The 13,081-nt window shown below is 38.3% G+C and carries 13 protein-coding genes; 9 read left to right on the forward strand and 4 right to left on the reverse strand.

The annotated features are described in order from the left end of the window. Positions 1-8: 8 nt before the first annotated feature. Positions 9-1,520 (reverse strand): S8 family serine peptidase, encoded by a 1,512-nt coding sequence (locus J0M15_03295; protein MBN8536056.1) that lies wholly within the window; start codon positions 1,518-1,520, stop codon positions 9-11. A gap of 151 nt (positions 1,521-1,671) precedes the next feature. On the opposite strand from J0M15_03295, the gene J0M15_03300 reads away from it, so the two are divergent. The 6 genes from J0M15_03300 to J0M15_03325 are packed head-to-tail and all read left to right on the forward strand — an operon-like array spanning position 1,672 to position 7,869. Next, entirely contained in the window at positions 1,672-2,244 is a 573-nt protein-coding gene (locus J0M15_03300; GenBank protein MBN8536057.1) for an NADH-quinone oxidoreductase subunit B, read from the forward strand. A 1-nt stretch (position 2,245) separates the two neighbouring features. Next, positions 2,246-3,940 carry an NADH dehydrogenase (quinone) subunit D gene (nuoD, locus tag J0M15_03305; GenBank protein ID MBN8536058.1) on the forward strand — a complete coding sequence of 565 codons (1,695 nt, stop codon included), beginning with the start codon at positions 2,246-2,248 and terminating at the stop codon, positions 3,938-3,940. Positions 3,941-3,973: 33 nt separating this feature from the next. Continuing rightward, positions 3,974-4,495, forward strand: coding sequence for an NAD(P)H-dependent oxidoreductase subunit E (locus J0M15_03310; GenBank protein ID MBN8536059.1), 522 nt, complete (start codon positions 3,974-3,976; stop codon positions 4,493-4,495). Beyond that, a complete protein-coding gene (nuoF, locus tag J0M15_03315; protein MBN8536060.1) occupies positions 4,492-5,784 on the forward strand; it encodes an NADH-quinone oxidoreductase subunit NuoF in 1,293 nt (430 codons plus the stop codon). Before J0M15_03310 ends, nuoF begins: the two co-directional genes overlap by 4 nt. After that, positions 5,765-7,348 carry a (2Fe-2S)-binding protein gene (locus tag J0M15_03320; GenBank protein MBN8536061.1) on the forward strand — a complete coding sequence of 528 codons (1,584 nt, stop codon included), beginning with the start codon at positions 5,765-5,767 and terminating at the stop codon, positions 7,346-7,348. The genes nuoF and J0M15_03320 overlap by 20 nt, the downstream gene beginning before the upstream one ends. After that, entirely contained in the window at positions 7,345-7,869 is a 525-nt protein-coding gene (locus J0M15_03325; GenBank protein MBN8536062.1) for a 4Fe-4S dicluster domain-containing protein, read from the forward strand. The genes J0M15_03320 and J0M15_03325 overlap by 4 nt, the downstream gene beginning before the upstream one ends. Positions 7,870-7,872: 3 nt before the next feature. Here the strand turns inward: J0M15_03325 and J0M15_03330 are convergent, their stop codons facing one another. Continuing rightward, positions 7,873-8,487, reverse strand: coding sequence for a hypothetical protein (locus J0M15_03330; protein MBN8536063.1), 615 nt, complete (start codon positions 8,485-8,487; stop codon positions 7,873-7,875). Positions 8,488-8,611: 124 nt separating this feature from the next. Here J0M15_03330 and J0M15_03335 point away from each other — a divergent pair, with 124 nt between their 5' ends. Further along, positions 8,612-9,583 (forward strand): hypothetical protein, encoded by a 972-nt coding sequence (locus tag J0M15_03335; protein MBN8536064.1) that lies wholly within the window; start codon positions 8,612-8,614, stop codon positions 9,581-9,583. 3 nt (positions 9,584-9,586) lie between these two features. After that, on the forward strand, positions 9,587-10,210 hold the full coding sequence (gene recO / locus J0M15_03340) for a DNA repair protein RecO (GenBank protein ID MBN8536065.1): 624 nt from the start codon (positions 9,587-9,589) through the stop codon (positions 10,208-10,210). Here the strand turns inward: recO and J0M15_03345 are convergent. Then, positions 10,207-11,136: a tyrosine-type recombinase/integrase gene (locus J0M15_03345; protein MBN8536066.1), complete on the reverse strand. Its 930-nt coding sequence runs from the start codon at positions 11,134-11,136 to the stop codon at positions 10,207-10,209. The two genes, recO and J0M15_03345, sit on opposite strands and share 4 nt — an antisense overlap. Before the next feature lie 167 nt (positions 11,137-11,303). Between J0M15_03345 and J0M15_03350 the strand changes: the two genes are divergently transcribed. Continuing rightward, on the forward strand, positions 11,304-12,374 hold the full coding sequence (locus J0M15_03350) for a sigma-54-dependent Fis family transcriptional regulator (protein ID MBN8536067.1): 1,071 nt from the start codon (positions 11,304-11,306) through the stop codon (positions 12,372-12,374). 60 nt (positions 12,375-12,434) lie between these two features. Here the strand turns inward: J0M15_03350 and J0M15_03355 are convergent, their stop codons facing one another. Continuing rightward, entirely contained in the window at positions 12,435-13,079 is a 645-nt protein-coding gene (locus J0M15_03355) for a hypothetical protein (GenBank protein ID MBN8536068.1), read from the reverse strand. Between the last annotated feature and the right edge of the window lie 2 nt (positions 13,080-13,081).

Consider the following 13,081-nt stretch of genomic DNA (forward strand, 5'->3'; position numbering starts at 1 on the left):
AAAGAAATCTATTTCATTAAGTTGATAAGATTTAATTTTCCTTCGCTTTTAATCTTATTTTCCAAGGAAGGTATTTTTACGGCTGAAGCTAAAATGGCTTCTTTAACTTCACTAGCAGTTTTTTCAGGATGCATCGACCAATAGAGGGCGGCAGCTCCAGAAACATGGGGAGCTGCCATGCTGGTTCCCTCCCAATTAGCTAAAAAAGGAATCACCTTATCCGCATAACTTCCGCCAACAATCGTGCTTAAAATTTTGACTCCGGGAGCGGCAATGTGAACCGTTTCTTTTCCCCAGTTTGAAAAACCACCTAGATTATTTTCGCTATCAATGGCAGCAACGCTGATAATATTACTGTATTTGTAACTTGCGGGATAGCCAGGTCGAGAATCTGTATCATTATCATAACCTTTTCCGGCATGGCCATTTCCTGCGGCAGCAATAAATAAAACGCCTTTGGCCTCCGCGTAGGCAATTATTTCTTTTAAGGCTCTGTTTTCGGTGTCTTCCCCGGGATTTTCTCCTTCAGAACCCCAAGAATTATTCAAGATTTTGGCGCCATTATCAACGGCATATTTAATGGCTTTGATGGCAGCGGAAGTTGTGCCTCCACGATTGCCGATAAAACGCAAAGCCATAATCTGAGCATTGGGGGCAACTCCCGAAATGCCAAGACCATTGTTTCCTCTAGCGGCAATGTTTCCCGCGCAATGAGTTCCATGGCCAGGATTTCCACCACCGAGAAGCAATTGCCAAGCGGGCACGGCAAGGTCATAAGGAAAAGCGTCATTACTTAAAAAATCATAGCCAACAACATCATCGATATAACCATTTCCATCATCGTCAATTTTATTAGTTGATTTATTTTTCCCAGAAGCATCTAGTCCTGTTTCTCCGGGATTTCTCCACATGTTGGGGTTCAGATCTGGATGGGTGTAATCCACCCCTGTATCTATCACGGCCACAATAATAGGAGTTTGTTGATTCATTTGAGTTGTTTGGATTTGCTTCCAAACTTGGGGGCCACCCATGTCGAGCATTCCCCATTGGCTAGCTAGCATGGGATCGGGGTTGGTTTTTTGAGGAAGAGCTTCACTGATTTTAGGATTATCAGAGTACTTGGAGCTAGCCATGATTTGTTGATTCTGTTGAAGGTAGGTTAAGTAATCAGCTCGCTCCTTAGGATTGTTGAGTTGGTAATCTTCGATTAAATTAATTTTAAAATCAGGTTGGATGTATTCAATTTCTTTTTTCTGCATTTGCAGAATGCGGTTCATATTTTGCGGATTTCCAGAAATTTTAACCCATTCAGGAGTTAAAGCTTCCACTTTTTGAGTCGAGTTTGATAAAAATGTTTTAGCATTCTCCATTTTTTTGATCGCTCTGAGTTGAAGTTCTGGAGTTTTGTATTTAATTAAAAAGGCTGATTCCTCTATATCAGATTCGCTCCCTTGAGACAGAGTCGAAAATAAAAGTGAAAAAATCAGTAAAGCTAAAGGGTAGATTTTTAAAATAGCCATGAAAACTCCTTTTTTCCCCAAGAATTGATCTTGGAATGATTGTCTAAGATTAGAGCAAAGTTTTAGATGTGAAGACAAGAAAATATTAGAGTTGTCATCATTATAAAATTAAAGTAACCATTAAGTATTCAGAAAAAAAAGAGGTTTTCAAATGAGTCAGAAAAGTGTTGAGGATTTATCGCGGTCATTTGCCTTTACATCAAAACTGGATTCTCTCGTAGCTTGGGGTCGCAAGAATGCACTATGGCCTTTGCCCTACGGAACGGCGTGTTGTGGGATAGAGCTGATGAGTGTGATGGGGCCACGTTACGATCTTGCACGGTTTGGCGCAGAGGTGGTTCGATTTTCCCCTCGTCAAGCAGATTTGCTTCTTGTTGCTGGAACTATTACCGAGAAAATGGCGCCGGTTCTGGTTAGAATTTATGAACAAATGCTGGAGCCAAAGTATGTTCTTTCCATGGGGGCTTGTGCGAGCTCTGGCGGTTTTTACCGAGCTTATCATGTGCTTCAAGGTTGTGATAAAGTCATACCTGTGGATGTTTATGTTCCTGGGTGTCCTCCCGCTCCCGAAGCTGTATTGGATGGAATTATGTTGTTGCAAAGGATGATTGCCACCAATCAACCGCGTCCATGGAGAGATCATTGGAAAAACCCGTATACTGGAAAATCTCTGGATCTTCCCGCAAGTTCTTTGGATCAACCTCGAATTGTAGATGGAAAATAAAATGACTAAAATTGATGAATTAAAACAAGAATTAGAAAAACACTTTCAAGCCCAGGCTCAAAATCAAAATTTTAAATTTTCCAACTCTGTTGGCGATGATGTCATTGAGGTTCCAAAGGAAGAATTAATTGCCGTTTTAATTCATTTGAAATCAGTTCATCGCTTTGATTTTTTAATGGATATATGTGGTGTTGACTTTCCAAATCGTGAGAAAAGATTTGAAGTTGTCTATCATTTGTTTTCCTCAAAAGATTCTTCAAGGTTGCGATTAAAAACTCAAGTTGCAGAAGGCGAAGCTGTTGAAACAGCTACGTCTATTTGGAAAGGTGCTGACTGGTTTGAAAGAGAAGCTTATGATATGTTTGGGATTCGTTTTGATAAGCACCCCAATTTAAGAAAAATTTTGACCCACCATCAGTTTGTGGGACACCCTTTAAGAAAAGATTATGAAGCTGATCATCAACAGCACTGTACTGAAACCTTGCCCATTTTCTTTAACAATGAGGGAAGCAGCCGTGGGGATGTTTTAAATGAAAATCTTGTCCCCTTAAATATTGGTCCCTCTCATCCCGCAATGCATGGGACATTAAGGGTTATGGTTGAGTTAGATGGCGAAACCGTTGTCAGAGCCAATTGCGAAATTGGTTACCTTCATCGCTGCTTTGAGAAAATGGCAGAGACTCATCCCTATAATCAAGTCATTCCCTATACCGATAGGCTAAATTATTGTTCGGCGCCAATGAATAATGTGGGTTATTGCAAAGCTGTTGAAAGACTTTTAGGCGTTGAAATTCCAGCCAAAGCCCAAGCCATGAGGGTCATTCTTTGTGAGCTTTCAAGAATTATTGATCACATTATTGCTGTAGGAACGGGGGGCGTGGATTTAGGAGCTTTAACCGCTTTCTTTCATTTGTTTTCCTATCGCGAGAAAGTTTATACTTTATTTGAAAAACTTTGTGGGGCTCGTCTGACGGTCTCTATGACCCGAGTGGGAGGAATGGCTCAAGATGCACCCGAGGGCTGGTTCGATGATGTGATGGCCTTTTGTAAAGAAATGAGTGCTGGGGTTGATGAGATCTCACGGCTCATGATCGATAATAAAATTTTTATTAAAAGAACTCAAGGGATCAGTCCGGTATCAGCGGCTGATGCGATCAATTGGGGTTACACAGGACCATTGCTCAGAGCCAGTGGTGTGAACTTAGATTTAAGAAAAGCGACCCCTTATTATGGTTATGATGGATTAAATTTTGATGTGCCCATTGGGACTAATGGTGATATTTTTGATCGTTATTTAGTTCGTATTGAAGAGATGAGGCAGAGTATTCGAATTATTGAACAGGTGTGTAAGAATGTTCCTGGTGGTGATTTTACTCTTCGGGATAAGAGTCTTGTCCTTCCAGAAAAAAAAGATGTTTATGGAAATATTGAAGGATTAATGAATCACTTCATGTTGGTGATTAAAGGCCTGCGACCTCCAGTTGGGGAGGTTTACGATGCCACAGAAGCAGCTAATGGAGAATTGGGATTTTATTTAGTCAGTGATGGTTCTGCGAATCCTTATCGGTTAAAAGTGAGACCTCCTTGCTTTGCCATTTATCAGTCTTTTCCAACGGTAGTGAAGGGATCCATGTTGGCAGATGCCATTGCCACGGTGGCAAGTATGAATGTCATTGCCGGCGAGCTTGATAGGTAAGCTCAAGCCAAAGAAAGAGTCAGAGGAGATAAAATGTCAGAAGTAAATGAAGTTAATGAAGCTCATGAAATTGTTAAAGAGGCTTTCAAATTATCTGAAGAAGGATTAGCTGAAGTTCAAAAGGAATTGAAACGATATGAGACCAAAGAGTCGGCGATTATTCCAGCTCTTTATGTGGCACAAAAAGAAAATAAAGGATTTATCACTACGGAAATTATTCATTATTTAGCAGAAGTTATGGAACTCCCTTCGAGCCGTATCAATGAAGTTTTCAAGTTCTATACCATGTTTAATCAAAAATCTGTCGGAAAGTATCATGTTCAAGTCTGTACAAATATTTCTTGTTCCCTAGAGGGAGGGCGTGAACTGGCGGATCATATTTGTCATCAATTAGGCGTGAAGTATGATGAAGTGACAAAGGATGGAAGATTTTCTGTTTCCAAAGTGGAATGTCTTGGATCTTGTGGAACGGCTCCGATGATGCAAGTGAATGAAAAATATTTTGAAAAACTAACGCCAGAGTCTGCAATGAATATTTTGAGAGGGATAAAATAATGGAAGTGAAATATTTAACTGAATTTTATCATCTGGATGAATTTCGATATCTTGAGGGTTATAAAAAAAATGGTGGCTATGTCCAGCTGGAAAAAGCCTTGAAAATGCAACCTCAACAAATTGTTGATGAAGTCAAAGCCAGTGGTTTACGAGGCCGCGGTGGCGCGGGGTTCTCCACGGGTATGAAGTGGAGTTTTTTACCTAAAAATAATGAACCTAGATATTTGATTTGTAATGCCGACGAAGGGGAACCAGGAACTTTTAAAGACAGACTGATGATGGAAAGAGCTCCCCATCAATTGATTGAGGGGATGATCATATCGGCTTTTGCCGTCAATTCTAAGAAAAGTTATATTTATGTGCGTGGGGAGTATGACTTTCCTATTAAGGTTCTCGAGCAGGCAGTCCAAGAAGCCTATAAGGCAGGGTATCTTGGAAAAAACATATTAGGTTCAGGATTTGACCACGATTTAGATGTCTATCGTGGAGCTGGAGCTTATATTTGTGGAGAAGAAACGGGGTTGATTTCCTCTTTAGAAGGACTAAAGGGACAACCCAAGTTAAAGCCTCCGTTTCCAGCGATACAAGGCTATCTCAGAAAGCCAACGGTTGTAAACAATGTGGAAACTTTAGCTGCTGTGAAATATATTATTCGTGATGGAGCCCAAGGCTACAGAAAGTTCGGTACCGAAAAAGCTCCAGGAACGAAATTATTTTCTTTAAGTGGTAATGTGAAAACTCCCGGAAATTATGAAGTCCCTTTGGGGTATTCATTGATGGATTTAATTATGAAAGAAGGAAGTGGAATGAAGGTTGGCAGAAAGCTCAAAGCCGTTATCCCTGGAGGATCTTCGGCGCCTGTCTTAACCGCCGAAGAGGTCGCAAAAGCCACTTTAGATTACGAGTGCTTGGCAGGAATGGGTACCATGCTGGGGTCTGGAGCCGTTATCGTGATTGATGATTCTCAATGTATGGTGGATATGTTAGGAGTTCTAATGCATTTTTATCATCATGAATCCTGTGGCCAGTGCACTCCCTGCAGAGAGGGAACAGGATGGTTGAATAAAATTGTTCATTCTATTTTAGAAGGACGAGGACGATTGCAAGACATCGATTTATTAATCAAAGTGGCTGATAACATGAAAGGTCGAACCATTTGTGCTTTATCCGATGCTGCGGCCTTACCCGTATTGAGTTTTGTATCAAAGTTTAGAGAAGAATTTGAATTTTATGTTCGTGAAGGACGTTCCAAAGTGAGAGGAAACTTCTATGCCCAAATGCACCATTAACGGAAAAGAAGTCGAAGTCAAAGACGGTCAAACTATTATGGAGGCTTTTCATAAAGCCGGTGAGCCTATTGCTCATTATTGTTATCATCCTGGATTGAGTGTCGCAGGTGTCTGTCGTCTTTGTATTTGTGATATCGAAGGAAATCCAAGACCTCAGATAGCTTGCAATACGGCCGTTGCCGAGGGGATGAAAGTTTCGACCAAGTCAGAAAAAATCAAGGATGGCGTGAAATGGGTTCTAGATTTTCATTTGATCAATCATCCTTTGGATTGCCCAGTCTGCGATCAAGCTGGTGAGTGCGGTTTGCAAGAACAATACATGGAATTTGGAAAATACGATCCCGAAATGGCAGAAAGAAAAGTAAAAAAGCACAAGGTGGTTGATTTAGGTCCTACAGTGGTTTTGGATTCGGAAAGGTGCATTTTGTGCTCTCGTTGTGTTCGCTTTACTGAAGAAGTGTCAAAGACGAATGAGTTAGGTATTTACAACCGGGGCGATCGTTCAGAAATTGGCTGTGTAGAAGGAAAAATACTTGATAACAAATACTCTTTAAACACCGTGGATATTTGTCCGGTAGGCGCTCTGACCTCTAAAGATTTTAGATTTAAGCAACGGGTGTGGTACCTAAAAGATTCTGAGACCGTATGTAATGGCTGTTCCACTGGATGCAATGTGAAGGTTTATTTCAATAAAGAAGGTATGTTTCGAGTTAAACCTGTTTACAATGAAAAGGTGAATGGCCATTGGATGTGCGATGATGGACGTCAAATCTATCAATTTGCAAATAAAGAATTTCGTTTTCAGAAAGCTCTAAAGAAAGATTCATCTGGACAACAAGAGATGCTGCCTGGAGCACTGGCTAAAGAGCTCCACGAAGTTGTTAAGCGTGGAAAGGATCAGACGGCAGTGGTTCTTACGGGTCAGTACACTTCAGAAGAGTATGACTCTTTTATAGGAACTTTGAGTAAAGAATTTGGTATTAAAAAGTTTTTTCATTGGGATAATTGCCTTGAGCAAAGGAATGATTTTGATGGCTTGTTGATTCGTGGAGATAAGAATCCAAATACCAAGGGCTTAGAGAAAATTTTTGAAAAATACCAGATAAAGACAGAATGGGTTGATCTCGAAAAGGGGATCTCCTCTAAGGCGATAAAAAATCTAATCGTTGCAGGACCAGAAAATGCCTCTGTTTTTAACGATATGGATGCCAAATTAAAACTGTATGAAAAGGCAGAAAATTTAATCTGGCTGGGGTCTGCAAAAATTGAAGCTTTATTGAGTTTAAAAAATAATCTTTTTGTTATTCCTCTGAAGTCCTTTGTTGAAAAAGAGGGAACATTTATTAATCATGCAGGTTTAGAGCAAAAATTTAAAAAAGCGACCACCATTTTACATGAATGTTTAACCTTGACGGAAGTAGCTATTTTGTTTGCTGGGAAAAATTTGATGATGCCCTATTCACAAGAAAAGCCAGATTTTGTTGAATCGCAAAGAAGAAAAGATCAGGTTCTTTTAGAAAATAGAAAGAAAAACGAATTTGTATTCAAGCGAGGAACACTATGAGCATAGTTCAGAAGTCTGCAACTCAAGAAAAGTGGTATCTTCCTGGAATTCTAGGAGGCTTGGGAATTACTATCAGGCATTTACTGAAAAATCTGATCTCTCGAAAAAACATGCCTACAGTAAATTATCCGGAAGAAAAGTATGAATACAGTTCTCGGTTTAAGGGGAATCATATTTTAACTGTGAAAAAAGATGGTCATATTCGGTGCACGGCCTGCATGTTATGTGCAACAAATTGTCCCGCTGAATGTATTAAAATTACAGCCAGTGAAAATCCAGATCCTAAAGTTGAAAAATTCCCAATCAGCTATGAAATTGATATTTTAAGATGTGTATTTTGTGGCTATTGTGAAGAAGCTTGCCCTGTTGATGCCATACGCCTAGGTCCAGAGTGGCAAACCCCAGCGCTTAATGGAAAGAATTTCACCTACGATATTAATCATTTAGCCTATCGACCAACTCTTAAAGGCGGAATTCAATCCCACGTTGACGATGAAGAACGCCACAAAGAAGGAATATAAAATTTAGATACCAAAACCAAACATGATTTTAGCGTAAGTGCCGCTCATATCCAAATCAGGATTCGAAGTGATGAGGCCTTTTGAATCTTTTAATGTATTCCATTTTAGATTTTGATAACCAGCCTCAGCTCCAATGACAAAGCTCAATAACTTCACTCCAGCTTCTAACCCTACAGAATAGGAACTTGCAGAGTCTGGGGTTAAATCTGCAGAGAGGCTTGTATTTGAGTCCGTCCATTTAATGTTATTAGAATGAGAAAGTCCAATAGTGGCTATGGGTCCAAGATAGATAAGAGTATTGATCAGTCTGAAATTAACAACTAAAGAAGTGCGGGTAATTTGAGATTTATACTCTAGGCCGTTTGAGCTTGCTGTGAATCCTAAATTTTCATATCTTAAACCGCCTCCTAGACCTATGATAGGAACGATAAAGATAGCGTCAATTCCAAGACCCATATTGGGGACAATGGAAGGTACGGCTGTGGTTCCAGCGGGATCATAAATACTGGCTAAATTTGGATTACTTCCAAGTAAGCCGTAACTAAGTCGAGCCTCAACAAGTGCATGAGCAGAATGTACAGAAAAAACGGTCAATAAAAGAATTAGAATCTTTGTCATAGAGCCTCCTTAAAAAATTAAATTTTAATCGACATCGACAGGATAGACCTTTGTTGGAGTAGGAACAACTTTTTTTATGGATAAATAGAGCGAATTCAGGTCTAATATCTTGAATATGCTAGAAGTGTTTCCACAACCGGAAAAATGGGATTTATTAAATAATAAATTAAAAAATGAATTAAAATCTGATCAATCCGTGCGTGCGTACGTCAATCCTTACCTGGCGACCTATGATTTAGTTATTGGGTTATCACAGTTGTTTTCCCATAAACGAAGTATTGCTTGGATCAAGGGATTATCCCCATTGTTTGATAGTGTGTATTCTTATTTTGTTCGAGAGGGTTACCATATTCAGACTTACACTCTAGAAGAATTTCAGAAAGAGGCGATCGATCTTCTGAAGTTTGTTGATCAATTAAAAAAAGACACTCTATTCTTTTTTTATGCTGAAGATAACCCTTTAACAGGAGAACTTTACGATTTTGAGAATTTGGAAAATATTTTGAGCCACAAAAAAATATTTTCGATCTCTGTGAGCCATCAAAATGTATTAAATCGAAGTAAAAGTTTCTATCCACTGAGCTCGCGTATCTGTTGGCAGGATGAAGATTTAACCTTGGTTTACCTTGGTGAAAAGTTAAAGGTAAACTCTATTGTGGGTTATTTTCAGAATTTTGGGTTTAAAAATGATTTATTTTTTAATGACCTTTTTCTGAAGAATAAGTTCAAAAACTTTCACCATAGGCAGACTTTTAAGAAAGAAATTCTACATTTTGAAAACTCTTTCGTTGAAAATAATATGATTCATTCTGATCAAAGAATCTGGGATAGATCCTTACTCAAATTCTCTGAAGTTCATTCCGATGAGCTAGCTTATCGATTAAAAGAGCTGGGGTTTAATAACGTTTTTTCTTTGAGCGTCTGCAGCTTTGGTTCCGTTAAGATGTTCCATAAAGGATTATCTTCAGAATATTTAAAGACAGATTTAAATCATTTAATATTGTTTTCTTTCAAGGAATTGTCTGATTTTCCAAGTGCAGAGCAAATTAAAACATGTATTGAAGAGATCAAATCCTCTTCTTCCTGGGTGTTTTAGTTTTTGTTACACACCGGATTTTTTATCATATTAAAAAAAGTTAAATATTCTGAGGCCGACTTGATATTAACGGCTCTTTCTTCTCTGGGAGAAAAAAAATCTTTTTTAGCTAGGAACGCTCTCAAAAGTAAAAAAAGATTTGGAGGAGGAGTCCTGGAGCCCACTCACTATGTTAAGTTAACTTATCTTAATAAAGAGGATCGCCATCAATTAAATATTTTAGAAGAAGCACAGCTTGTAAATGATTTCAATTCTTTAAGGAAAAATTATGACCTTCTAGAATTCGCCCTTCAGACTGTAGATTGTATTTATAAAATTTGTCAGGAGGGGGATCAAAATTCTGCAACACTTTATAATTTGGTAGGCCATACATTGAAGAATCTTTGTAAGGAAAATATAAATCTAGATTTGGATCTACCCATATTAAAATTGCAATTTTATATTAAATTGTTAACGGAACAAGGGGTTTTGGATCCAGAACCCTGGATGTTTGGTTACTTACAAACCAAATTGAGTGACCATGAGATCTTGAGGACAAAAATTTTGCACGATAAGAATTTTGTTTCTCAGATCGAAAATAAGATAAAACACTATTTGCTCCATGCTAATTTGGATGAGAGCTCTTAAAGAGGTTTGATTTTTTTTCCAAGAGGATGATGGTTTTCCATAACGTGATAGAGATGGTTTAAGCTTAAATGGGTGTATTTTTCTGTTGCGGCTAAACTTTCATGGCCTAAAAGAGTTTGGATAACTCTCAAGTTGGCACCACTACTTAATAAATGAGTCGCATAACTATGCCTGAGAGCGTGGGGGTTAAGGCTTTTTGTTAGTCCGGCCTTTTTCCCAATACTTCGAATCCACTCATATCCAGTTCGTGGGGATAACTCCCGATCTCCGAAAACGAATTCAGAAGATGAAAAATATTTCTCAGAAAAGCTCTTTAGGGATAGGCTAACGATTTTGGGAATAACAATGATCCTTTCTTTCTGCCCTTTTCCAAGGATTCGAAGGGATCTTTTTTCAAATGATATGTTATTCCATTTTAACTGACAGGCCTCAGAGACTCTTAGGCCTCCTCCGTAAAGAACAAGAAAAAAAAGAGTCTGACTGCTATTTAATTTTCTTTTCTGATCCTCATGAGTGGCCTGAATTTCATTGGATAAAAAGCTAAGACAGCTTAAAACTTCATCAAAAGAGATAAAATGAGGGATTTTTTTTGGCACTTTGGGAGAGGGAATCAATGTTCCAAGATTTTCCTCTATTTTTTTTTCTTTAAAGAGATAGTTAAAGAAACTTTTTAAGGCCCCAATTTTTCTATTTCTAGTTGAAAGTTTTTTATCCTTCCAGATGGAAAGCCTGCTAAAGATAAATGCTTTTAATTGATCAACAGATATAAATTGGAATGGTTTTAAAGTGGAGTCTTCAGATTTTACATTAAAAAACTCAAACAGGTCATTTTTGTAAGCTCTGAGGGTGTTTACGGATGAAAAGTTTACATTTTCAAGTAATTTTAAATAGTTATCTATTTCATGTTGTGGATAAAAAGGCTTCATTTTTAGGCAATTCATAAAATTAATTTAGTACCATGCAAATTTTTCTTGCAGATTCTACAAGGACGATGTATGTTGCGCTGCGTATACACAAGGTGACATTTTTTGTAAGTCATCAATTCAAACACTAGCACATTTAGCAGCACAATTAGCATAGAAAGGTGGTAAATATGAACGAAAACTCGATAATCTCTTCTCAGGTCCTGCCGACGAGTCAAACTCAAAATCAGATTCTTTGGGGAAAGCCAACAGAGCAAGTTAAAGTTCCTGAAATTAATCGATCTATAATCTATCAATCAGATGCCATGTCAAATCTCATGAAGATGATTGATCGAGTGGCCCCTTCAAATGCCAATGTTTTAGTTCTTGGAGAATCAGGAACAGGCAAGGAATTACTTGCAAGGGCTGTTCATGAAAGGTCACTTCGCAAAAATAAACCCTTTGTTGCCATTAACTGCGGAGCTCTTCGCGAGACTTTACTTGAAAGTGAATTATTCGGTCATGAAAAAGGCTCTTTTACTGGAGCTTACACCAAAAAAACAGGATTAGCAGAAGTAGCTAACCATGGAACTTTATTTTTAGATGAAATCGGTGAGTTATCCCCTGGAATACAAGCGAAACTTTTAAGATTTATTCAAGAGGGTGAGATATTTAGAGTTGGTGGAAAAGATCCTATCAAAGTTGATATTCGATTAATTTCTGCAACAAACCGTGAATTAGACCAAGAAGTACAAAAAGGAAATTTTAGAGAAGATTTATTTTATCGTATAAATACAATCATCGTTAATGCTCCTCCTTTAAGAAGAAGAAAGGAAGATATTCCAGTTCTTATTCAGCATTTTATGAGCCATTCTTCCCAATCTCAATATGGCAAACTTAAAACAATGAGTTCTGAGGCTATTCAAAATATGATGAAATACGAGTGGCCAGGAAATATCAGGGAATTACAAAATGTTTGTGAACGGCTACAAATTCTTTCCGATGGGCACCAAATTGAAGTGGGAGATTTACCTGAAAATATTAAAAATCCAGATGTTCAAATCGATTTTTTGGAATATGACCCAACAATTCCCCTATATGAAATTGAAAAAAAATATATTCTAAAAGGATTGGCCCATTTCAGTGGAAACAAAACCCAAGCGGCTAATAATTTAGGAATCACTATTAAGACTCTTTATAATAAACTTCATGAGTATGGTGAATTTGACAAATTTGCAGTACACTCAAAGCCAACAAAATAAATAAAAAAATCTAAAGTCCAAATAACGGAAAATAGGGGTCTATATAACCCCTATTTTTATTTAGAAATAACCTTCTTCTCCATCGTCTTCTTCGTCGTCCTCTTCATCATCTGAGTCGTCAATATCTTCAAATTGATCTTCAGTGGTGCTTTCATCTTTTTCGTCCCAATTGTCGTCATCTTCTTCAGAAGATGAGGATTCATCGTCTAAACCAACAAGAGTATCGACATCTCCATCGTCATCAAATTCAGAAGAAAGTTCCTCTAAAGATTTTGAAGCTTCTTCGCTCAAAGCGGAAAGCCCAGCTCCGGCAACAGCAACAGCCGCAACAGCTGCAGCTAGTTTACCATTTTTAGATTTAGCAGTAGGCTTAGTTGCTGCTTTGGTAGTTGCTTTAGCAGTCGCTTTTTTCTTAGCTGCGGTTTTGGCAGCAGGCTTAGCAGCTGCTTTGGTAGTTGCTTTAGCAGTCGCTTTTTTCTTAGTTGCAGTTTTGGCAGCAGGCTTAGCAGCTGCTTTGGTAGTTGCTTTAGCAGTCGCTTTTTTCTTAGTTGCAGTTTTAGCAACAGGCTTCGCTGCTGCTTTAGTAGTTACTTTAGCAGTCGCTTTTTTCTTAGTTGCGGTTTTAGCAACAGGCTTTGCAGCTGCTTTGGTAGCTGCTTTAGCAGTCGCTTTTTTCTTAGTTGCAGGTTTCGTTGATTTGGCCATTA

The organism is Deltaproteobacteria bacterium, from assembly GCA_017302835.1.
Classification (GTDB): domain Bacteria; phylum Bdellovibrionota; class Bdellovibrionia; order Bdellovibrionales; family Bdellovibrionaceae; genus UBA2316.

Coding starts and splice junctions, on each gene's coding strand:
- J0M15_03295 (MBN8536056.1), bottom strand. CDS start 1,520: ATGGCTATTTTAAAAATCTACCCTTTAGCTTTACTGATTTTTTCACTT.
- J0M15_03300 (MBN8536057.1), top strand. CDS start 1,672: ATGAGTCAGAAAAGTGTTGAGGATTTATCGCGGTCATTTGCCTTTACA.
- nuoD (MBN8536058.1), top strand. CDS start 2,246: ATGACTAAAATTGATGAATTAAAACAAGAATTAGAAAAACACTTTCAA.
- J0M15_03310 (MBN8536059.1), top strand. CDS start 3,974: ATGTCAGAAGTAAATGAAGTTAATGAAGCTCATGAAATTGTTAAAGAG.
- J0M15_03320 (MBN8536061.1), top strand. CDS start 5,765: ATGCCCAAATGCACCATTAACGGAAAAGAAGTCGAAGTCAAAGACGGT.
- J0M15_03325 (MBN8536062.1), top strand. CDS start 7,345: ATGAGCATAGTTCAGAAGTCTGCAACTCAAGAAAAGTGGTATCTTCCT.
- J0M15_03330 (MBN8536063.1), bottom strand. CDS start 8,487: ATGACAAAGATTCTAATTCTTTTATTGACCGTTTTTTCTGTACATTCT.
- J0M15_03345 (MBN8536066.1), bottom strand. CDS start 11,136: ATGAAGCCTTTTTATCCACAACATGAAATAGATAACTATTTAAAATTA.
- J0M15_03350 (MBN8536067.1), top strand. CDS start 11,304: ATGAACGAAAACTCGATAATCTCTTCTCAGGTCCTGCCGACGAGTCAA.
- J0M15_03355 (MBN8536068.1), bottom strand. CDS start 13,079: ATGGCCAAATCAACGAAACCTGCAACTAAGAAAAAAGCGACTGCTAAA.